At 72.3% G+C, this 20,764-nt stretch carries 20 protein-coding genes; 7 read left to right on the top strand and 13 right to left on the bottom strand.

Features of this window, described 5'->3' with window-relative positions; translation table 11 throughout:
* Window positions 1-85 precede the first annotated feature (85 nt).
* From glpR to galU, 6 genes are all read right to left on the bottom strand, one after another.
* Complete coding sequence (glpR, locus tag ACIGHB_RS27530; RefSeq protein ID WP_399916619.1) at window positions 86-1,126, bottom strand: gephyrin-like molybdotransferase receptor GlpR; 1,041 nt, start codon at window positions 1,124-1,126, stop codon at window positions 86-88.
* A 153-nt stretch (window positions 1,127-1,279) separates the two neighbouring features.
* Entirely contained in the window at window positions 1,280-1,900 is a 621-nt protein-coding gene (locus ACIGHB_RS27535; protein ID WP_360312699.1) for a GNAT family protein, read from the bottom strand.
* Complete coding sequence (locus ACIGHB_RS27540) at window positions 1,897-2,457, bottom strand: molybdenum cofactor biosynthesis protein B (protein WP_399916622.1); 561 nt, start codon at window positions 2,455-2,457, stop codon at window positions 1,897-1,899. Before ACIGHB_RS27540 ends, ACIGHB_RS27535 begins: the two co-directional genes overlap by 4 nt.
* The gene (gene moaC, locus ACIGHB_RS27545) at window positions 2,454-2,939 is read right to left on the bottom strand and encodes a cyclic pyranopterin monophosphate synthase MoaC (protein ID WP_376597788.1); all 486 of its coding nucleotides are present in this window, start codon (window positions 2,937-2,939) and stop codon (window positions 2,454-2,456) included. The genes ACIGHB_RS27540 and moaC overlap by 4 nt, the downstream gene beginning before the upstream one ends.
* Before the next feature lie 59 nt (window positions 2,940-2,998).
* A complete protein-coding gene (gene glp, locus ACIGHB_RS27550; RefSeq protein ID WP_399916625.1) occupies window positions 2,999-4,402 on the bottom strand; it encodes a gephyrin-like molybdotransferase Glp in 1,404 nt (467 codons plus the stop codon).
* A gap of 4 nt (window positions 4,403-4,406) precedes the next feature.
* Window positions 4,407-5,318, bottom strand: coding sequence for a UTP--glucose-1-phosphate uridylyltransferase GalU (gene galU, locus ACIGHB_RS27555; protein ID WP_360312693.1), 912 nt, complete (start codon window positions 5,316-5,318; stop codon window positions 4,407-4,409).
* A 126-nt stretch (window positions 5,319-5,444) separates the two neighbouring features.
* Here galU and ACIGHB_RS27560 point away from each other — a divergent pair, with 126 nt between their 5' ends.
* A complete protein-coding gene (locus tag ACIGHB_RS27560) occupies window positions 5,445-6,035 on the top strand; it encodes a 5-formyltetrahydrofolate cyclo-ligase (protein ID WP_399916628.1) in 591 nt (196 codons plus the stop codon).
* Here the strand turns inward: ACIGHB_RS27560 and ACIGHB_RS27565 are convergent.
* A complete protein-coding gene (locus ACIGHB_RS27565) occupies window positions 6,025-8,766 on the bottom strand; it encodes a penicillin acylase family protein (protein WP_399916630.1) in 2,742 nt (913 codons plus the stop codon). The genes ACIGHB_RS27560 and ACIGHB_RS27565 overlap by 11 nt on opposite strands.
* A gap of 269 nt (window positions 8,767-9,035) precedes the next feature.
* Here ACIGHB_RS27565 and ACIGHB_RS27570 point away from each other — a divergent pair, with 269 nt between their 5' ends.
* From ACIGHB_RS27570 to mscL, 6 genes are all read left to right on the top strand, one after another.
* Window positions 9,036-10,562, top strand: a complete 1,527-nt coding sequence (locus tag ACIGHB_RS27570; protein ID WP_360312687.1) for a potassium/proton antiporter — start codon at window positions 9,036-9,038, stop codon at window positions 10,560-10,562.
* 274 nt (window positions 10,563-10,836) lie between these two features.
* Window positions 10,837-12,225: an MFS transporter gene (locus ACIGHB_RS27575; protein WP_360312685.1), complete on the top strand. Its 1,389-nt coding sequence runs from the start codon at window positions 10,837-10,839 to the stop codon at window positions 12,223-12,225.
* 68 nt (window positions 12,226-12,293) lie between these two features.
* The gene (locus tag ACIGHB_RS27580; RefSeq protein ID WP_360312683.1) at window positions 12,294-12,611 is read left to right on the top strand and encodes an FmdB family zinc ribbon protein; all 318 of its coding nucleotides are present in this window, start codon (window positions 12,294-12,296) and stop codon (window positions 12,609-12,611) included.
* A 349-nt stretch (window positions 12,612-12,960) separates the two neighbouring features.
* A complete protein-coding gene (locus ACIGHB_RS27585; RefSeq protein ID WP_399916632.1) occupies window positions 12,961-13,998 on the top strand; it encodes an S-methyl-5'-thioadenosine phosphorylase in 1,038 nt (345 codons plus the stop codon).
* A 99-nt stretch (window positions 13,999-14,097) separates the two neighbouring features.
* Window positions 14,098-14,736 (top strand): hypothetical protein, encoded by a 639-nt coding sequence (locus ACIGHB_RS27590; protein WP_399916634.1) that lies wholly within the window; start codon window positions 14,098-14,100, stop codon window positions 14,734-14,736.
* Between the two features lie 114 nt (window positions 14,737-14,850).
* Window positions 14,851-15,333: a large conductance mechanosensitive channel protein MscL gene (gene mscL, locus ACIGHB_RS27595; RefSeq protein ID WP_399916635.1), complete on the top strand. Its 483-nt coding sequence runs from the start codon at window positions 14,851-14,853 to the stop codon at window positions 15,331-15,333.
* 19 nt (window positions 15,334-15,352) lie between these two features.
* Here the strand turns inward: mscL and ACIGHB_RS27600 are convergent, their stop codons facing one another.
* From ACIGHB_RS27600 to ACIGHB_RS27625, 6 genes are read right to left on the bottom strand one after another with little or no spacing between them, the layout of a single operon-like run.
* Entirely contained in the window at window positions 15,353-15,571 is a 219-nt protein-coding gene (locus ACIGHB_RS27600) for a hypothetical protein (RefSeq protein ID WP_360312675.1), read from the bottom strand.
* Window positions 15,572-15,613: 42 nt separating this feature from the next.
* Complete coding sequence (locus ACIGHB_RS27605) at window positions 15,614-16,030, bottom strand: hypothetical protein (RefSeq protein ID WP_360312673.1); 417 nt, start codon at window positions 16,028-16,030, stop codon at window positions 15,614-15,616.
* Entirely contained in the window at window positions 16,027-16,668 is a 642-nt protein-coding gene (locus ACIGHB_RS27610; RefSeq protein WP_360312671.1) for a Rieske (2Fe-2S) protein, read from the bottom strand. Before ACIGHB_RS27610 ends, ACIGHB_RS27605 begins: the two co-directional genes overlap by 4 nt.
* The gene (locus ACIGHB_RS27615) at window positions 16,665-17,264 is read right to left on the bottom strand and encodes a 4Fe-4S dicluster domain-containing protein (RefSeq protein WP_017241081.1); all 600 of its coding nucleotides are present in this window, start codon (window positions 17,262-17,264) and stop codon (window positions 16,665-16,667) included. The genes ACIGHB_RS27610 and ACIGHB_RS27615 overlap by 4 nt, the downstream gene beginning before the upstream one ends.
* 6 nt (window positions 17,265-17,270) lie before the next feature.
* A complete protein-coding gene (locus tag ACIGHB_RS27620) occupies window positions 17,271-19,583 on the bottom strand; it encodes a molybdopterin oxidoreductase family protein (RefSeq protein WP_360312669.1) in 2,313 nt (770 codons plus the stop codon).
* On the bottom strand, window positions 19,584-20,699 hold the full coding sequence (locus tag ACIGHB_RS27625) for an MFS transporter (RefSeq protein WP_399916639.1): 1,116 nt from the start codon (window positions 20,697-20,699) through the stop codon (window positions 19,584-19,586). It abuts the gene before it with no gap.
* Between the last annotated feature and the right edge of the window lie 65 nt (window positions 20,700-20,764).

The following is a 20,764-nucleotide window of genomic DNA, read 5'->3' on the forward strand; positions in this document are numbered from 1 at the left end:
AACATTAGCATCCCGGTCGGCGAGAAGAAAAATCGCTTTCGCCGCAGGTCAGGCGAGGACCTGCGGAGGGCCTGCCGAGGGGCCGTCATTCGTTGGCGGCACGGGGGCGGTCCTCCTCCGCGTACTGGTCGAAGAGCGGGGTCCGGCCGTGGTCGCCGCCGCGGCGCGGCGGGGCCGGGCGGCGGCGCGGGGCCGGCGAGGCGGCGGGAGGCTGCTCGGCGGTGGAGGAGCGGGCCGCGCTCCAGGTCTCCGGGTCGGTGACGTCCACGCCGTTGGAGGCGCGCGGGGCGACCGGCGCGGTGACGTACGTGGGCAGCGGCACCGGGACGGGGTCCCAGCTGTCGCCCCGGGCCGGGCCGCGCTCGCGCTGCTGGTCCACCCACTCGGCGTGGTCGGTCTGCTCGACCAGCGCGCGCCGGTCGGCCTCCTGCGGGGAGACCGGCGGGGCGGGCGTGGGCTCCGGCTCGGGCGTCGGCGCGGCGGCCCGGCGGCTCTCGCGGAGCCGGGCGGCGGCGGCCTCGGCCCGGCGCCGGTCCATCACGTACACGAACCGGCGGCGCTCCTGGCCGCGCAGGTGGACGATGTACGCGCTGAGCAGCACGGCGGGGACGGCCGGCGCCCACAGGAAGGTGACGCCGCCGACGGCGGCGATCACGGCCCCGAGGGTGAAGGCGGAGAAGAGCACGATCGTGGTGCGCCGGCGGCGCGCCAGGACCTTGCCCCGGCGGGCGCGCTCGGCGGCCCCGCCCGCCGCGGGCTGGCGGGGTGCGGGCGCGGGCGCCTGTTCCGGCTCGGGCTCGCGCTCGGGCCCGGGGAGTTCGAGGCGCGCCTCGGTCCTGGCCGGAGGCGCGGCGAAGGCCCGGACGTCGACCGAGCCGAGATGCTCGGTCGCCGCGTCCGGGTCCACGTCGGGCACCGCGTCCAGGGCCGTACGGTCCCGCTCACGCAGCTCCTTGGCGTACCGGCGCTCCATGCCCGCCCGTCCGGACAGCAGCCGGATGGCGGTGCTGAAGCGTTCCGTCGGACGGGCTTCGTTCAGCTCGTCCTGCCTGCGGAGCCACATCGGCACCAAGTAGGCGGCCCAGGCCCCGACGATGACTGCGTAGATGAGGCCGCTGCTGCTCACGCCTCACACGGTAGAGGGGTTCGCGACGGGGCATCGGCCAATTGGCCCGGTGTGTCGCACGATCTGGCTGATATCACTGAACTTTTTGTGATTGTTCAGATCGATCGGTGTTCATATGCCGCTGGAATTCGAACAGTTATATGAATTCCGTGGTTACGCGGCGTCCCGGCGGCGCGTCCGGTGCCAGCGGGCCAGCAGCCCCTCCGGGATCTCCTCCGCCGTCAGCGCGAACACCAGGTGGTCCCGCCAGGCGCCGTCGATGTGCAGATAACGCGGCCGTACGCCCTCTTCCCGGAATCCGAGTTTCTCCACGACCCGGCGCGAGGGGCCGTTCTCCGGCCGGATGCACACCTCCATGCGGTGCAGCCCGACCGTCCGGAAGCAGTGGTCGGTCGCCAGCGCCACCGCCGTCGGCATCACCCCGCGCCCGGCGACGTCGCGGTCGACCCAGTACCCCACGTGCCCCGAGCACATCGAGCCCCAGGTGATCCCGGCCACCGTCAACTGCCCGGCCATCCGCCCCCGGTACTCGATGACGAACGGCAGCATCCGCCCGGCGTTCGCCTCCGACCGCAGATGGCGCACCATCTGACGGTACGTGGGGCGCTGCGCGGGCGGCATGCCGGGCGCGGGCGGCGGCACCGTCGCCTCCCAGGGGCGCAGCCACTCGCGGTTGCGGCGGTTCACCTCCCGCCACTCCCGCTGGTCGCGCATCCTTATCGGACGGAGCAGGACGTCTCCGTCGGCGAGGACGGCCGGCCAGGCCGTGGTCATGAGGCCGGGCCCGCTTCCGCCGGTCTCGGGTGGTCGCCGCCGCGGATCTGGTCCACGGCGTGCCGCAGCAGCGGCTCCAAAACGGCGAGCCCGTCCCGTACCCCGCCGGTCGAGCCCGGCAGGTTCACGATCAGCGTGCCGCCGGCGACGCCGGCGAGTCCGCGCGAGAGCGCCGCCGTCGGCACCTTCTCCCGGCCGTACGCCCGGATCGCCTCCGGGATGCCCGGGATCTCCCGCTCCAGGAGCCGGGCGGTGACCTCGGGCGTCTCGTCGGTGGGCGAGATGCCGGTGCCGCCGGTGGTGAGGATCACGTCGTACCCGGCGGCGATCCCGGCGCGGAGGGCCGCCTCGACGGGCGCCCCGTCGGGGACCACCCGCGGCCCGTCGACGGCGAAGCCCATCGCGCGCAGCCCCTCGGCGATCAGCGGCCCGCCCTTGTCCGCGTAGACCCCGGCGGAGGCCCGGTTGGAGGCGGTGACGACGAGCGCGGCGTAGGGCGTGGTGAGCGGGCCGCCGTGGGCGTCGCGCGCTCCCGAGGTCCGGTCGTCGCGGGTCACGCGTCGTCCCGCGTCCAGTGGCCCGACTTGCCGCCGGTCTTCTCCTCCACCCGTACGTCGGAGATGACCGCGCCCTTGTCGACCGCCTTGATCATGTCCACCACCGTCAGCGCGGCCACGGAGACGGCGGTCAGCGCCTCCATCTCGACGCCCGTGCGGTCGGTGGTCTTCACGGTCGCCAGGATCTCCACGGCGTCGTCCGCCACGGTGAGGTCCAGCGTCACCCCCGAGACGGCCAGCGGGTGGCAGAGCGGGATGAGGTCGGGGGTCTTCTTCGCGCCCATGATCCCGGCGATCCGCGCGGTCGCAAGCGCGTCGCCCTTCGGCACGCCCTCGCCGCGCAGCAGCTCGATCACGCGCGGCGAGACGAGGACCCGCCCGCTGGCGCGCGCCGTGCGGGACGTGACGTCCTTCGCCGATACGTCGACCATGCGGGCGGCGCCCGCCTCGTCGATGTGGGTGAGACCTTGCTGCGTGCTCATGGCCGTGACACTCCCGGTCGCTGTGTGGGACGACACACCGTACCCCCGCCCGGGCCCCCTCAGCCGAGGAGGACCACGTCCAGCTCGTCGCCCGGGTCGGCCGCGGTGCGGTCCTCCGGGACCACGAGCAGGGCGTCCGCGTGGGCGAGGGCGGCGATCAGGTGGGAGCCGGCTCCGCCCACGGGGGTGACGGTGCCGGACTCGGCGTCGTACGTCCCCCGGAGGTACTGGCGGCGGCCGGCCGGGGAGGAGAGCGGGCCGTCCGCCTTCAGGACGGCGCGGACGACCGGGCGGTGCAGGTCCTCCAGGCCCATCAGGGCGCGGATCGCGGGGCGGACGAAGAGCTCGAAGGAGACGTACGAGGAGACCGGGTTGCCCGGCAGGGCGAGGAGCGGGATCTGCTCGGGGCCGATCGCGCCGAAGCCCTGCGGCTTGCCCGGCTGCATGGCCAGCTTGCGGAAGTCGACCTGCCCGTCGGCGGTGAGCGCCTCCTTCACCACGTCGTAGGCGCCGACGCTGACGCCTCCGGTGGTGACGAGGAGGTCGGCCCGGATCAGCTGGTCCTCGATGGTGGCGCGGAGCGACTCGGCGTCGTCGGCGACCGCGCCGACCCGGTAGGCCAGGGCGCCCGCGTCCCGGGCGGCGGCGGCGAGCGCGAAGCTGTTGGAGTCGTGGATCTGCCCGGGGCCGAGTTCCTCGCCGGGCTGGACGAGTTCGCTGCCGGTGGAGAGGACGACCACGCGCGGGCGGGGCCGGACGGTGACCGTGCCCCGGCCGATCGCGGCGAGCAGGCCGAGCTGCGGCGGGCCGAGGACCGTGCCGGCGGCGAGGGCGAGCTCTCCGGCCCGTACGTCGCTGCCGACCCGGCGGACGTGCGCGCCGGCCTCCGCCGCGCGGTGCACCCGCACCTCGCCCGCGGCGCCCTCCGGGGCGGTGCTCGCGGCCCGCATGCCGGTGGCGGCGCCCTCCCCCGCGCCGCCGTCGGTCCACTCGACCGGGACGACCGCCTCGGCGCCCGGCGGCAGCGGGGCGCCGGTCATGATCCGGGCGGCCTGCCCGGGGCCGACCTCCGGCAGGCCGCCGGCGCCCGCGGCGACGTCGCCGACGACGGTGAGGACGGCCGGGAACTCCTCGGTGGCGCCCGCGACGTCGGTGACCCGGACCGCGTACCCGTCCATCGAGCTGTTGTCGAACGGCGGCAGGGCGACCGGCACCGTCACGTCCTCGACGAGCACGCACCCCTGCGCGTCGAGCAGCGGGAGCTCGATCGGGTCCAGGGGGCGGACGGTCGCCAGGATGTCGGCCAGGTGCTCGTCGACCGACCAGAGGCCCCGGGCCGGGCCGGCGCAGGGGTCGCCGGTCCCGTGATCGTGACCGTGATCGTGGCCGCCACCATGACCGTGGCCCTGGTCCTGGGCGCCCTGGTCCTGGGGGTCCTGGGACGGTGCCGTGTCGCTGCTCAAGGTCCTACATCTCCTCGCTGACGTATCTCCGGAGCCAGGCCCGGAAGTCCGGTCCCAGATCTTCACGTTCGCACGCGAGTCTGACAATGGCACGCAGATAGTCACCGCGGTCCCCGGTGTCATAGCGGCGCCCCTTGAAGACGACGCCGTGCACCGGACCGCCCAGCTTCTCGTCGCTCGCGAGCTTCTGCAGGGCGTCGGTCAGCTGGATCTCGCCGCCCCTGCCGGGCTCGGTCTCCCGCAGCGTGCCGAAAACCGCCGGGTCGAGCACATAGCGCCCGATGACCGCGTAGTTGCTGGGCGCCTCGGCCGGCTCGGGCTTCTCCACCAGGTCCGTCACGCGCACCACGTCGCCGTCGACGGTCGCCTCGACGGCCGCGCAGCCGTACAGGTGGATCTGCGAGGGCTCGACCTCCATCAGCGCGACGACGCTGCCGCCCTCGCGCTCCTGGATCTCGACCATCCGCGCGAGGAGGGGGTCGCGCGGGTCGATCAGGTCGTCGCCGAGGAGGACCGCGAAGGGCTGGTCGCCGACGTGCGGGGCCGCGCACAGCACCGCGTGGCCGAGGCCGCGGGGGGCGCCCTGGCGCACGTAGTGCATGGTGGCGAGGTCGTTCGACTCCTGGACCTTGGAGAGGCGTTCGCCGTCGCCCTTGCGGCTCAGCGCCTCCTCCAGCTCGTAGTTCCGGTCGAAGTGGTCCTCCAGCGGCCTCTTGTTCCGGCCGGTGATCATGAGCACGTCGGAGAGCCCGGCCGCGACGGCCTCCTCCACGACGTACTGGATCGCCGGCTTGTCGACGACCGGCAGCATCTCCTTCGGCGTCGCCTTCGTCGCCGGCAGGAAGCGGGTGCCGAGGCCGGCGGCCGGGATGACAGCCTTGCTGATCCGGCCGAGGCGGGGGAACGACTGATTCATGCAGGCACCTTAACCGCTAGGGAATGAGAGAAAGATGTGCCTCCGATTAACTTTCTTCCCATAAAGACGCTTACAAGCCAGTTACAAGAGATTCCAGGAACCCCCGTGCAGAAAGAAAATCCTGACTTGTCCGAAAAGGCACTGTTGCGCCGCCGGCTGCTCGCCGCCCGCGCCGCCCTCTCGCCCGAGGTCCTCGCCCGCACCGCCGCCGAGCTGGCCGGCCACGGCGCCGAGCTGCCCGAACTGGCCGGTGCCGCGACCGTCGCCGCGTACGTCTCGGTCGGCCGCGAGCCCGGCACGCGCGTGCTGCTCGACGTCCTGCGCGCCTGCGGGACGCGGGTCCTGCTGCCGGTGCTGCTGCCCGACAACGACCTGGACTGGGCCGCGTACGAGGGCCGGGAGGCGCTGGCGAAGGCCGGCCGCGGCCTGCTGGAGCCCACCGGGCCCCGGCTCGGCCCGGACGCGGTGTGCGCGGCGGACGCGGTGCTGCTGCCGGGGCTCGCGGTGGACGCGCGGGGCATGCGTCTGGGCCGGGGCGGCGGCTCGTACGACCGGGTCCTCGCCCGCCTCGCACGCGCGCGCGTGCACCCGGCCCTGGTCGTGCTCCTCTACGCGGACGAGGTGGTCGCGCGGGTCCCGGAGGAACCGCACGACCACCCCGTGCAGGCGGTGGTGACCCCCGAGGGGACCACCCGCTTCCGTGCCGCTACGGCTTGAGGACCAGCGTGTCCTTCGCCGCCGCGTCGACCGCCGCCTTGCCGTAGGCCCAGTCGTACAGCTCGCCCCTGGCCCAGGCGTCCGTCTGGTCCGTGTAGTTGGCGTGGTAGGCGTGGCCGGAGGCGCCGCTCAGGTTGATCCAGCGGGACCTGTCCCAGTCGCCGACGTTCACGACCATCCGCATCGACGGCACCCAGATGACCTCGTAGCCGCCGGCCGCGTTCCAGCCGGTCGCGTCGACCGCCGCCTCGCCGCCGCCGAGGTTCCACGGACCGCGGTTGAGCAGGTGCTGCACCATGCCGGGCCCGGCGGTGCCGAGGGTCTGGTTCTTCAGGGTCAGCTGGTGCAGCCGGCCCCAGCTCCAGGAGGAGACGTCCTTGCCGAGCTTGGCGGTCAGCTCCCAGCGGGCGTCCTTCATGGCCCGGGCGAGCAGCTGGTCGCGGGTCTCGGTGGCCGGGTCGGTGCGGGTGGCGGGGGTCTTCCACCACTCGCTCTTGTCCTGCTTGAGGAGCGGGCGGACCACCTCGTACCAGCGGTCGCCGCCGTCCGGCTGCGCCGAGTCGGCGTCGCGCTCGCCGCACTCGCGGACCAGCTCGTTCTGCTTGTCGACCGGGCCGGTGGCGTCGACCGGGCGCACGTTGATGCAGTCGCCCTCGGCGCGCACCTCCTTGGGCAGCTTGTCGCCGAAGGACAGCTTGAGGACGTTGCGCCAGACCGCGTTGAAGTAGGCGGCGGCGGCCGAGTCGGGCTCCTGGGTGTAGTCCCAGCCCTCCAGCAGCTTCTGCGCCTCGCGGACGTACGGGTCGGAGATGTCGACCTTCAGCAGCAGCGGGTTGAGCAGGGTGGCGATCTCGCTGCGGTTGTCGGTCTGCATGGTCCGCATGTCGTCCGGCGAGATCTTGCCGCCGTCCTTGGTCTTGGACTCGATGAGGTCGTTGATCCGCTGGCTGCGGGAGCCGTAGCCCCAGTCCTGGGTGAGCAGGTCGGGGTACTGCTCCGGGGAGATCACGGCCTGGTTGGCGGTGACGATGTAGCCGCGGTCCGGGTCGTACTCGTACGGCAGCTGCTCGAAGGGGATGTATCCGGTCCAGCGGTAGCGGGAGTCCCAGCCGGGGGCGGGCAGGGTGCCGTCGCCGGTGGCGCGGCGCGGGATCTTGCCCGGGGACTGGTAGCCGATGTGACCCTTGGTGTCGGCGTAGACGAGGTTCTGCGAGGGGACCTCGAAGTTCTTCGCGGCGGCCCGGAACTGCTTGAAGTCCTGGGCGCGGTTGAGCGCGAAGATCGCGTCCATGGACTTGCCGGGCTGGAGGGCGGTCCACTGGAGGGAGACGCCGTAGCCCTCGGCGCGGTCGGGGGCGGCGTTGCCGACGGGGGCCTTCTGGCCGACCTTCTCCAGTTCGGAGGAGCGGTCGGAGACGAGCGGGCCGCGGTCGGTGGAGCGGACGGTGATCTTCCGGTCGTCGCCGCCGGCGACCTTGATGGTCTCCTCGCGGGTGTCGAAGGGCTTGACCTTGCCGTCGACGAGGTAGCCCTCGGGGCTGAGCTTCTCCAGGTAGAGGTCGGTGACGTCGGCGCCGAGGTTGGTGAGGCCCCAGGCGATGGAGTCGTTGTGGCCGATGATCACGCCGGGCATGCCGGAGAAGGTGTAGCCGGCGACGTCGTAGCGGCAGGTGGCCGAGACGGAGCGGCAGTGCAGGCCCATCTGGTACCAGAGGGACGGCAGCATCGGCGCGAGGTGCGGGTCGTTGGCGAGCAGCGGCTTGCCCGAGGTGGTGAGGGCCCCGGAGACGACCCAGGAGTTGGAGCCGATGCCGTTGCCGTTGGGGCCGAGCAGCGCGGGGACCTGGTCGAGGACGTCGGAGAGGCCGGAGAGCGCGGCGAGCTGGGCGCTCGCGCCGCCGGAGCCGTCGCCCGAACCCGTACCCGTCCCCGTACCGTCGCCGGACTCCTCGTCCTTGCCCGCCTTCGGGTCGAACTTCTTCGTCACCGGGTCGACCGTGCCGCGGTCGAGGATCGGCTGGTGCAGGTCGTACGGGTACGCCGGGTAGAGCTGCTTGATCTGGGCCGGGGTCAGCCGGCTGGTGAGCAGGGAGCGGTCGATCTCGTCCTGCATGTTGCCGCGCAGGTCCCAGGCCATGGCCTTGAGCCAGGCGACCGAGTCGACCGGGGTCCACGGCTCGATCGTGTAGTCGTTGGTGAAGGCGAGGGCCGCGTACTCGACGGAGACGTCCTTCGGCGCCCGGTCCTTCAGGTAGGCGTTGACGCCTTCCGCGTACGCCTGGAGGTACTTCTTCGTCTCCGCGGTGAGGACCTTGTCGTACTCCTGCTGCGCGACCTGGCGCCAGCCGAGGGTGCGCAGGAAGGCGTCGGTCTCGACCTGGCCCTCGCCGAACATCTCGGAGAGCCGGCCGGCGGTCATGTGCCGGCGGACGTCCATCTCGTAGAAGCGGTCCTGCGCCTGGACGTAGCCCTGGGCGCGGAAGAGGTCGGTCTCGTTGTCCGCGTAGATCTGCGGGATGCCGTTGGCGTCGCGCTTGACCTCGACGTCGCCGGAGAGCGAGTCGATCCGGACCTCGCCGGTGGTCTGCGGGAACGAGGCCCGGACGGTGCCGACTCCCCACCAGCCGCCGAAGGCGACGGCCCCGACCAGCGCAAGGACCAGGAGCAGGACGATCAGGCGGGCGCGCCTGCCTTTCTTCTTGGCGGGGGGCGCGGTCGTGTTGGAGGGCATCGCTGTCCTTCGAGGGGCAGGGTGGTCCTGGAGTACGGGAGCAACCTTAGGCGCAGCGCCTGGGCGCCCCGGACTCGGTGTCAGGGAGGAACCGCACTGATGACCGCATCCCAGAACGGCGGAACGCAAAGAAGGCGTCAAGAAAGCGTTAAAGATTAGGTAAGGTAACGAAGTACCCGCGGTGGAGGAACGATCCGGCGCGTGCGAGGGGAAGGAACGGCGCACTGACTGTCCACGAGCTCAACGAACTCCTGCTGATCAGCTCACTCGTGCTGCTGATCGCGGTCGCCGCCGTCCGGATCTCGTCCCGGAGCGGGCTCCCCAGCCTGCTGCTCTACCTCGGCATCGGCGTCGCCATAGGGCAGGACGGCATCGGCAACGTCGCCTTCGACAACGCCGAACTCACCCAGGTCATCGGCTACGCGGCCCTCGTCGTCATCCTCGCCGAGGGCGGTCTCGGCACGAAGTGGAAGGAGATCAAGCCGGCCCTGCCGGCCGCGGTCGTCCTCTCCACCGTCGGCGTCGCCGTCTCCGTCGGCATCACCTCCGCCGCCGCCCACTACCTCGTCGGCCTGGAATGGCGGCAGGCGCTGATCATCGGCGCCGTCGTCTCCTCCACCGACGCCGCCGCCGTCTTCTCCGTCCTGCGCAAGGTGCCGCTGCCGTCCCGGGTCACCGGCGTCCTGGAGGCCGAGTCCGGCTTCAACGACGCCCCGGTCGTCATCCTCGTCGTCGCCTTCTCGGCCGCGGGCCCCGTCGACGAGTGGTACCTGCTCGTCGGGAAGATCGCCCTGGAGCTCGCCATCGGCGCCGCCGTCGGCCTCGCCGTCGGCTTCGTCGGCGCGTACGGGCTCCGCCACGTCGCCCTGCCCGCCTCCGGCCTCTACCCGATCGCCGTGATGGCCATCGCCGTCACCGCCTACGCGGCCGGCGCGATCGCCCACGGCTCCGGCTTCCTCGCCGTCTACCTGGCCTCGATGGTCCTCGGCAACGCCAAGCTGCCGCACGCCCCCGCCAACCGCGGCTTCGCCGAGGGACTCGGCTGGATCGCCCAGATCGGCATGTTCGTCCTGCTCGGCCTGCTCGTCACCCCGCACGAGCTCGCGGGCGACTTCTGGCCGGCCGTCGTCATCGGCCTCGTCCTCACCATGGTGGCCCGCCCCATGGAGGTCCTGGTCAGCCTGGCGCCCTTCCGCATCCCCTGGCAGGAGCAGGCCCTCATGTCCTGGGCCGGCCTGCGCGGAGCCGTCCCCATCATCCTCGCCACCATCCCGATGGTGGGGCAGATCGAGGGCAGCGAGCGGATCTTCAACATCGTCTTCGTCCTGGTCGTCGTCTACACCCTCGTCCAGGGCCCGACCCTCCCCTACCTGGCGAAGGCCCTGAAGCTCGGCGACTCCTCCGGCGCCGCCGACCTCGGCGTCGAGTCCGCCCCGCTGGAGCGGCTCCGCGGCCACCTGCTCTCCGTCGCCATCCCCGAGGGCTCCCGGATGCACGGCGTCGAGGTCGCCGAGCTGCGCCTGCCCACCGGCGCCGCCGTCACCCTCGTCGTACGGGAGGACACCAGCTTCGTACCGGGCCCGGCGACCGTGCTGCGCCGAGGAGACGAACTCCTCGTCGTCGCCACCGACCCGGTGCGCGACGCCACCGAGCGCCGGCTGCGCGCGGTCGGCCAGGGCGGCAAGCTCGCCGGCTGGCTCGGCACCGGCGACGGACGGAAGGCGGTCACGACGACGGCGACCCGCTTCCACCGGCCGTCGTCGGTGACGGGGAAGAGCAAGCGACCGGATCATTGATCAAGAGTTAATCGCCGGCATTATTTCGGGGTCAGGAGCGTTCTCCCCTGTGGAATCACAGGCGGGAGGGCGCTCCTCCCTGTACCATGAAGGCACACTTGATCGAACCAACTCTGCCTGACGCAGAGCTGGCGCGACCGTATGGCGGCCGCGGCGCCCCCTCCCGCAGAGGGGCCCACCCGGTATCTACCGCAGTTCCGCGCAAGAGGACAGCTCTCGGCGAGACCGGCACCACCGTGCCCGCGCGCTACCAGGCGGCAGAAAGGCCAGGACCGTGGCGTCCACGGTCGTCTCCGAGAAGCGGCCCGGCTACGGGCAGCTGCTGCGCACCCCCGGTGCGCTCTCCTTCCTGATCCCCGGGTTCGCCGCACGGCAGCCCTTCGCGATGCTGACCATCGGCATCGTCCTGCTCGTCCAGCACACCACCGGGTCCTTCGGCAGCGCCGGCGCCGTCGCCGCCGTCACCGGTGTCTCCATGGCGCTCTTCGCCCCGCAGAGCGGCAAGCTCGCCGACCGCTTCGGCCAGCGCGCCGTCCTCGTCCCCGGCGTCCTCGTCCACTCCGCGGCCGTCTCGCTCCTCGTGGTGCTGGCACTCGCCGGCGCCCCGCTGTGGGCGCTGTTCCTCGCGGCCGTGCCCGCCGGCGCCTCCGTCCCGCAGGTCGGCCCCATGGTCCGGGCCCGCTGGGCGGCCAAGCTCGACGGCACCCCGCTGATGCCGACCGCCGCGGCCTTCGAGTCCGTCACCGACGAGTTCACCTTCGTCGTCGGCCCGGTCCTCGCCACCGCCCTGTGCACCGGCGTCCACCCGGCCGCCGGCCTGATCACCGAAGCCGCCCTGACCCTCGTCGGCGGCCTCTTCTTCGCCGCGCAGCGCGCCACCCAGCCCGCGCACGGCCTGCTCGCCGCAGCGGGCCGCGCCGACGCCGAACCGCACCGCTCCGCGCTCTCCGTCCCCGGCGTCCGCGTCCTGATCGTCGCCTTCCTCGGCATCGGCGCCGTCTTCGGCGGCATGCAGGTCTCGCTCACCGCCTTCAGCGAGGAGATCGGCAACCCCGGCGCCAACGGCCTGCTCTACGGCGTCTTCGCGGCCGGCAACATGCTCGCCGGCATCGCCATGGGCGCCATCGCCTGGAAGACCGGCCCCCGCCGCCGCCTGATCCTCGGCTACACCGGCCTCACCCTCGCCGCCGCCCTGCTGTGGACCGCGCACTCCGTGGTGCTGCTCGGCGCCCTCGGCCTGGTCGTCGGCCTCTGCATCGCCCCGGCCCTGATCACCGGCTACACCATCGTCGAGACCCTGATCCCGGCCTCCGCCCGCACCGAGGCGTTCACCTGGCTCACCGGCGCCGTCGCCCTCGGCCAGGCGCTGGCCGTCACCGTCGCCGGCCGCCTCGCCGACGCCCACGGCTCCACCGCCGGCTTCCTCGTCCCGGCCGCCGGCACCGCGCTCGCCTTCGTCACGCTCGTCGCCCTGCGCGGCAAGCTCAAGCCGCGCGAGGCGAGCAGGATCGCGGCGCGGGTGTCGAGCACGGTCTCGACCACGGTCGCGAGGACGGCGACGACTTCGGTCACCGGACGCGTCGAGACTTCGGTCACGGGACCGGTCACGACGTCGGCCACGACACGTGGTGTCGGTCACCGCGTGCCGGTGACGGTGGACTGAACCCGCGGAATACGTCACTATGGGACGTCGTTAGCACTCGATGAGTGTGAGTGCCAGGAGGAAGACTAGTGCCGACCTACCAGTACCAGTGCACCGAGTGCGGCGAGGGCCTTGAGGCGGTCCAGAAGTTCACGGATGACGCGCTGACCGAGTGCCCCGCCTGCCACGGCCGCCTCAAGAAGGTGTTCTCCGCCGTCGGCATCGTCTTCAAGGGCTCCGGCTTCTACCGGAACGACAGCCGCGGCGCCTCGTCCAGCAGCTCCCCGGCCTCGAAGAGCTCGACGTCCTCCACGACGTCCACCTCCTCGACCACGTCGGACGCGAAGCCGGCCTCGACGACGTCCGCCTCGACGTCCTCGTCGTCGTCCTCGACCCCCGCCGCCTGAGGCACCCCCGCACCACCCCCGGCCCCGCCCCCTTGTGAGGGGGCGGGGCCGCGGCATGTCCGGGGGCCGGGTGGGGGGCGACCGGGCGGCCGACCGGCGGCCGGGGGGCGGCCGGGGGGCGGCCGGGTGGCGGCCGGGTGGCGGCCGGGGGCCGGGTGGCGGCCGAGTGGCCCGGCCAACCAGGGGGTTGGGGACAGGGGTTGGGGCCTGGGGCCTGGGGCAGGGGCTGGGGCAGGGGCTGGGCCTGGGGCTGGGCCTGGGGCTGGGGCCCGGGGCTGAGGCTTGGGGCTATCGGCCGTAGCTGCGCAGGCCGGCACAGCCCGGGGTGGTGGCTGCGTAGGGTGACGGCATGGCGACGACTCCAGGCACCAGCATCAGCACGGGCCCCGCAGGCGACCGGGACGGCCGGGGCGACCTCGACGGTCGGGGCGACCTCGACGGGCTCGACGGGCTCCACGGGCTCGACGACCGCGACGGGCTCCAGGGGATCGACCGGCTCGACGGGCGCGAAGACCGCGACGCGCAGGACGACCGCGACGGGCTCGACGGGCTCGACGGCTACGCCGAGATCGGGGTGATCGGCGGGTCCGGCTTCTACTCCTTCCTCGACGACGTCCGCGAGGTGTCCGTCACCACCCCCTACGGCGACCCCAGCGACTCCCTCTTCCTCGGCGAGGTGGCCGGCCGCCGCGTCGCCTTCCTCCCCCGCCACGGGCGCGGCCACCACATCCCCCCGCACCTGATCAACTACCGCGCCAACCTCTGGGCCCTCCGCTCCGTCGGCGTCCGCCAGGTCCTCGGCCCCTGCGCCGTCGGCGGGCTCCGCCCCGAGTACGGCCCCGGCACCCTCCTCGTCCCCGACCAGCTCATCGACCGGACGAAGAACCGCGCCCAGACCTACTTCGACGGAGAGCGCCGCCCCGACGGCGCCGTCCCCCGCGTCGTCCACGTCTCCTTCGCCGACCCCTACTGCCCCGACGGGCGTCAGGCCGCCGTCAAGGCCGCCCGCGGCCGCGACTGGCAGGCCGTCGACGGCGGCACCCTCGTCGTCATCGAGGGCCCCCGCTTCTCCACCCGCGCCGAATCCCGCTGGCACGCCGCCAACGGCTGGTCCGTCGTCGGCATGACCGGCCACCCCGAAGCCGTCCTCGCCCGCGAACTCGGCCTCTGCTACACCTCCCTCACCCTCGTCACCGACCTCGACGCGGGCACCGAGACCGGTGAGGGCGTCTCCCACACCGAGGTCCTGCGCGTCTTCGGCGAGAACATCGGCCGGCTCCGCGACGTCCTCTTCGACGCCATCGGCGCCCTCCCGGCCACGGCGGACCGCGACTGTCTCTGCACTCATGCCCACGATGGATGGAACCTCGGCATCGAACTGCCCTGAAACCTGTCAAACCCCTCGCACGGGTGGCCGAGTTGTCCACAGCCCGTGGATTGTCCACAGGCCGGAGCGGGATCGGAGGACGGGCGGGACAGTGGCCGCATGAACACGACGCACACCACTGTCCCCCCACTCGCCCCCACCTTCACCCCCGCCTTCGCCCCCTCCCCCGCCTCCCCCTCCGTCCCCGCCCCCGTCTCCGTCCCCGCCGCATGCGTGGTGCCGGAGTTCGCGCCGCTGCGGGTCCGCGGCGGCCGGTTCCGGCTCCGGCTGCGCCGGGCGCCCGGCGCACTCCTCCTCCTGACCGCCGCCACACTCACCCTCACCTCCGCGCTGCCGGGCGGAACACACGGCGGCCACGACCCCGGACCGCGCCCCGCCGCGGCCCCGGCGACCCCGGCGGCCCGATCCCCCGCCGCCTCCTCCGCTCCCGCGCCCTCCCCCGCCCCCGTCCGGCTCGTCTCCGCGCCGGTACGGATCGCGGACGCCGAGGCCGTACGGCTCCTGCGCGCCGGCGATCGCGTGGACGTCATCGCCGCACCGCTCGTCAACTCCGCGCCCGGAGACGGCGGCAGCGCGGCCCGGGTGGTGGCGCGGTCCGCCCGAGTGGCCGAAGTCCCGCAGTCGGGCGAGACTCGTTCGGACGGAGGGGCGTTGATCGTCCTGGCCGTGCCCCGGGCGACCGCGACAGCACTGGCGGGTGCCGGTGTCACCTCCCAACTGGCGGTGACACTGTGCTGATTCGCACTGACACACTGTCAAGTCACCGTCCCGTGTGTACGGATTGGACGGCTCTGCGCCCTTCACGGCCTAATGGCTGCGCACACAGCCGCACATCCGAAGAAAGGCACCTTGGTGGCCGAGAAGAAGGAAAGCGTGATGGCGGGCTTCAAAGCCTTCCTGATGCGCGGAAACGTGATCGACCTGGCGGTGGCGGTCGTCATCGGCGCCGCGTTCACCAACATCGTGAACTCGGTGGTCAAGGGCATCATCAACCCCATCGTCGGCGCCTTCGGCACGAAGGACCTGGAGAGCTACACCACCTGCATCCAGGACCCCTGCACGATCGTCAACGGCGAAATGCAGGGCATCCAGCTCCAGTGGGGCCTGGTGCTGAGCGCCATCCTCAGCTTCATCATCACCGCGGCCGTCGTCTACTTCCTGATGGTCCTGCCGATGGCCAAGGTCCTCGCCAAGCGCGCCGCGCACGACAAGGCGAAGGAAGGCGTCCAGGAGACCATGGAGGTCAGCGAGCTGGAGGTGCTCAAGGAGATCCGCGACCACCTGATCGCGCAGCGCGGCTCCGGCAGCAGCACGGGCACGCACTCCACCTCCTGACCGGAGGGACGCTCCGGCGTCAGAGGTGGTGCGGCGGCTTCTCGTCGAGGAAGCGCGCGAGGTCGGCGGCACCGCCGCCGGCCGGAGGCCGCTCGCCCCACCCGCGGTCCGTGTCGTCCGCGGACTGCGCGTCCAGCGGATCGTCGAAGACGATCACCGGCTTCGGAGGGTTCTGGGAATTCGGCCGAATGCCGTTCGGCTTCGCGTCTCGCGGTCCGTGGGCGGGGGCGGTGCTCATGTCTTCAGAGTACGCCCGCCGCCCCACCCCGGACCCGCCTGATCAGCGATCCTTCGGATCCAGCGCCCACAGGCCGAGGACCACCAGGAACGACAGGACGAGGAAACCCGCGCCCCACCACGCGGTGCCGGTGTCACCGGTCATCCACTCGTCCACCACGATGGTCAGCCCCCAGAGCTGGCCGATCACCACCGTGAGCGCCAGCGCCAGCCGCGCCGACAGCTTCGACGAGCGCTCCGGTTCCTGCTCCGTCCCCGCACCGGGGCCCGGTCCGGTGTGCCGGATCCGCGGGTCGCCGTATCCACTGGTGGGCCGGATCTGCGGATACCGCTCGTGCACCGGCCGGTTCAGCCGCGGCTGCGCGCTGCCCGGCCGGTACGAGGGCGGCCGGCCCGGCGCCGGCGGGGTGCCCGCCGGGCGCGGGGCCTCCGGGTCCTGCGGGAAGGCGCTCTCCGTCATGTCCGTTCGCTCCTCTCGGCGGGGGCGCCGGCGGCCGACCGCTCACGGCAGAGCCGCAGCGCGTCGCCCTGCTGACGGCACAGCCCCTCCTCCAGGCTCTCCCCGGACCGGGCGGTGCCGATCGCCCAGACGCTGCCGTCGACCTGCTCGATGAGGATCACCTTGGGCAGGCCGCGCGGCGGCGGGCCGGCGGTGACCTCTCCCGTACGGGCGTCGAAGACACCCTCGTGGCAGGGGCAGTACAGCTCGCCCTCGCTGCCCCGGTCGCTGCGCCACAGGACGGCGCAGGCGAGGTGGGTGCAGACGGCGGAGTAGCCGGCCAGGGTGCCGTCCTCCATGCGGACGGCGATGGCCCGGTCCCCGTCCCCGGGGTAGCGGAAGGCGAGCGACTCCCCCGGCAGGATCCGGTCGGCGATCTTCTTCGGCTCGGGGGCGCCCTCGCTGTCGCCGTGCCGGTGCAGGATGCCGGAGGCGACACCGATGCCGCCGACGGCGAGACCGCCGGAGACGGTGGCGACGATCCGCAGGTAGTCGCGGCGCGTGGTGAGGGAGTCGGCGGCGATCCGGTCGTGGAGCGCCTCCTGGGCCGCGTCGGCGCCGGCCTCCGGCGCGGGCGGCTGCGGGTCGGTGACGCTCATCGGACGTCCCTTCCGTTGATCTCGACGACGGGCAGGCCGCCGGGCACGGGCCACTGGACCTTGTCGGCGGGGACGACCATCGCCACGCCGGTGGTGACGGTGGTGCTGCCGAAGGTGAAGGAGTCGGCGACCTGGACGCCGGGGCGCTCGGCGCGGAGCTCGTCGAGCGTGCCGTAGAACAGGGCGCCGGTCGGGCAGACGGTGGCGCACATGGGGGCGAGGCCGTAGGCGGTGCGGTCGTAGCAGAGGTTGCACTTCATCTGGAGCTTCGCCTGGAGGTCGATCTTCGGCACGCCGAAGGGGCAGGCGTTGACGCAGTTGGCGCAGCCGATGCAGCGGGTGGTGTCGGCCTGCTGCACCACACCGTCGGCGGTCACCAGGATCGCGTCGGCGGGGCAGACCTCGGCGCAGGGGGCGACGGGGTCCTCACAGTGCATACAGACGGTGGGAAGGGAGGCGACGGAGTGACCTTCGTCGGGGTAGTCGAGGTGGATCATCGACTTGCCGCGGTGCGAGTCGCATTCGCGGCAGGCGGAGACACATGCCTGGCAGCCGATGCAGCGGCCCGGGTCGATGAAGATCGTGCGGCCCATCATGCGCGGTCAGCTCCTCTCCGCGGTGCCCCGCCCCTGGGGGGACGTGGGCGGCAGGGGGTCGGTGCGGGAGACCTGGGTCTCGGGGTAGGCGAGCTGCCCGGGGGCGGTCGGGGGCGCGGGGACGTCGTCGACGCGTTCGGCGGCCTCGATGCGGGCGGCGCAGACCTTGTACTCGGGGATCTTCGAGCGCGGGTCGAGGGCGTCGATGGTGAGGGCGTTCGCCGCGGTGGGGACGGGCCAGTGGTAGGGGACGAAGACGGTGTCGGGGCGGATGGCCTCGGTGACCAGGGCAGGGAAGACCTCGCTGCCGCGGCGGGTGACGACCCGTACCGGATCGCCGTTGCGGAAGCCGTGGGAGGGATGGACCTCGACCCACGGGCGGGGGGTCTGTTCGACGAGGGCGCCGAGCCGGCGGGTCTGGTTGCCGGAGAGGAAGTGGGCGACGGTGCGGCCGGTGGTGAGCGAGAGGGGGTACTCCTCGCTGTACGGGTCCATCGGCGGGTGCCACTCGACGACCTGGAGGTGGATCTTGCCGTCGGGGTGGTAGGTGCGCCCGTCCTCGAAGAGGCGGGGGGTGCCGGGGTGCTCGGTGGTCGGGCAGGGCCAGGCGATGCCTCCGGTCTCCTCCAGGCGCTCGTAGGTGATCCCGTAGTAGTCGTTGACGGTGCCGGCGGAGGCGATCCGCAGCTCCTCGAAGACGGAGCGGGAGTCGGGGAAGGCGAACTTGTCCCCGGCGCCGAGCCGCTTGGCCAGCTCGCACATCACCCAGGTGTCGGTGCGGACCCCGGCGGGGGGTTCCTGGGCCTTGTTGTGCTTGACGACGCGGGCCTCGGCGTTGGCCATGACGCCCTCGTCCTCGGCCCAGACGGTGACGGGGAAGACGACGTGGGCGTTGGCGGCGGTCTCGGAGAGGAAGAAGTCGAACTGGGCGTGGAACTGGAGGGTGTCGTAGCCCTCCTTGACCGTGGCGTAGTTCGGCAGGGAGACGAAGGGGTTGTTGCAGATGCCGATGAGGCCGCGGATCTCGGCGCGCTGCATCTGCCAGACCATCTCCATCATGGAGGTGCCGGCGGGCGGGAGCTCGGACTCCTCGATGCCCCAGATCTCGCAGATCTGGCGGCGGTGCTCGGGGTTGGAGATGGAGCGGCCGCCGGGGAGGAGGTCGGACTTCTGGCCGTGTTCGCGGCCGCCCTGGCCGTTGCCCTGGCCGGTGATGGTGCCGTAGCCGGCGCCGGGCTTGCCGATGTTCCCGGTGGCGACGCAGAGGTTGATGATGGTGAGGCAGTTCTCGACGCCCTGGGAGTGGTGTTCCACGCCGCGGGCGTGCCAGGCCATGGCCTTGTCCGCGCCGGCGAACATGCGGGCGACCTGGACGATCTGTTCCTCGGGGACGCCGCAGATCCGCGCGGAGCGGGACGGCGGGTACTCGGCGACGGTGGCCTTGACCTCGTCCCAGCCGGTGGTGTGGCCGGCGAGGTACGCCTCGTCGGTGAGCCCTTCGGCGACGATGACGTGGAGCACCGCGTTGAAGAAGGCGGAGTCGGTGCCGGGCTTGAGGGCGACGTGGACGTCGGCGGTGCGGGCGATGGCGGTCTGCCGGGGGTCGACCACGATCAGGCTCGCGCCCCGGTCGCGGGCGCCCCACAGGTACTGGGTCATCACCGGGAAGCATTCGCCGACGTTGGAGCCGGCGATGAGGAGGCAGTCGGTGAGGAGGATGTCGGAGAAGGGGTTGCCGGCCCGGTCGATGCCGAAGGCGAGTTTGTTGGCGCCGGCGGCGGAGACCATGCAGAGGCGTCCGTTGTAGTCGACGTGCTTGGTCTTCAGCGCGACCCGGGCGAACTTGCCGACGAGGTAGGTCTTCTCCGAGTAGAGGCTGGCGCCGCCGAGCAGCCCGAAGGCGTCGTTGCCGTACTCGGTCTGGATCCGGCGGATCTCGGAGACGGTGTGGTCGAGCGCCTCCTCCCAGCTGACGGGCCGGAACTCCTCGTCCCTGTTGCGCCGCATGAGGGGGGAGGTGAGCCGGTCGGGGTGGTTGACCTGCTGGTAGGCGTTGATGCCCTTGGGGCAGAGCCGCATCCGGTTGATGTCGTGGTTGCGGGGTTCGACGCCGAAGACCTTGCCCGCGTGGTCGACGCGCAGGTACATGCCGCACTGCACGCCGCAGAAGCAGCAGTGGGTGGGGACGAGGGTCTCCTCGTTCTGGTCGGCGTGCCAGCGGTCGGCGGGGATCCCGCCGGCGTCGCGGAAGTTCCTGGTGCCGGGCGGCGCGACGGACGGGTCGAGCGGCAGCGAGCGGGACGGGTCGGTCGCGGTCACTTACTGGAAGCCCTTCTTGACGTGAGTGAGGTAGGCGTTGCCGCGCAGGACGCGCTTGCAGCGGGGGCAGTACTCGGCCCATTCGTCGAAGTCGAGCTTGAGGTCCTTCATCGTTCCGCGCAGGTTGTCGACGTAGTCGGCGGTGTCGATGGGCTCGTGGCAGCGGCGGCAGGTCTGGAGCTCCTCGTCCTTGCGGCGGGAGGTGTACTTGAAGAGCTGCATGCCGACGGCGGCGGGCCGCTGGACGATGTGGAAGAACTTCCCGAAGGGGATGTAGATGAGGGTGAAGACGACCGAGACCATGTGGAGGATCGCCAGGAACTCGTAGCCGCCGCCGTGCAGGAAGATCGACGAGAAGGTGAGCAGCAGGCCGGTGACCGAGATGACGATCAGGGCGATGAGCGGGATCAGGTCGTAGGCGAAGCGCTGGCCGGTGATGGCGCCGCGGTCCTTCATGCGCCGCCACAGGAAGTAGGAGGCGCCGGCGATGACGAGGACGGCGGCGATGTCCAGGCCGTGGAACATGAGCCAGCCGATGGCGTTGAGCGCGTTGAAGCCGAGGACCTTGAAGCCCCAGATCCGCATCTCGTAGCCGGGGCCGTCGCCGCTGTCCGAGGTGAAGGTGAACCAGCCCCAGGTGAGCGGGAAGGTGATGAGCGCGGCGAGGATGCAGCCCCAGAAGAGGAGCTGGTGAGCGGCCCAGCGGGCGTGCGAGCGGGCGCCGAGGAACTTCTGGAAGCCGAGATAGGTGGCGATCATCTTCGGCAGGGCGGTGGGGGCCTTGCGGAAGTTCTCGGCGGAGAAGAAGGAGCGCCAGCCCTGGCGGAAGAGGCGCCGGGCGCCGGGGGCGGAGATCCAGACGGTGTAGCGGTAGGCGACGCCGAAGGCGAGGAAGACGGTGGCGACGGCGTAGGGCAGCAGCGCCGAGTCGAAGTCGCGGAGCAGCCGGCTGCCGAAGACGATCGCGAGGATGAGGAGGGCGGAGACGGCGGCGCCGGCGAGGACGGCGCGGCGGCGGACGGCGGCTGGGGTCTGGGGCGCGCGGCCGTCCGGGACCGGGGCGGGCGCCTCCGGCTCGGGGGTGGTGGGCTCGGCGGTCTGCGGTGGCTCGGTCACGCAGCCACGGTAGGACGTATGTACCCATTAAGCCCGTTTTGAGGGCTTGAGGGGTGAACGCGTCG

Origin of the sequence: Streptomyces sp. NPDC085460 (assembly GCF_044541975.1) — a bacterium.
GTDB lineage: Bacteria > Actinomycetota > Actinomycetes > Streptomycetales > Streptomycetaceae > Streptomyces.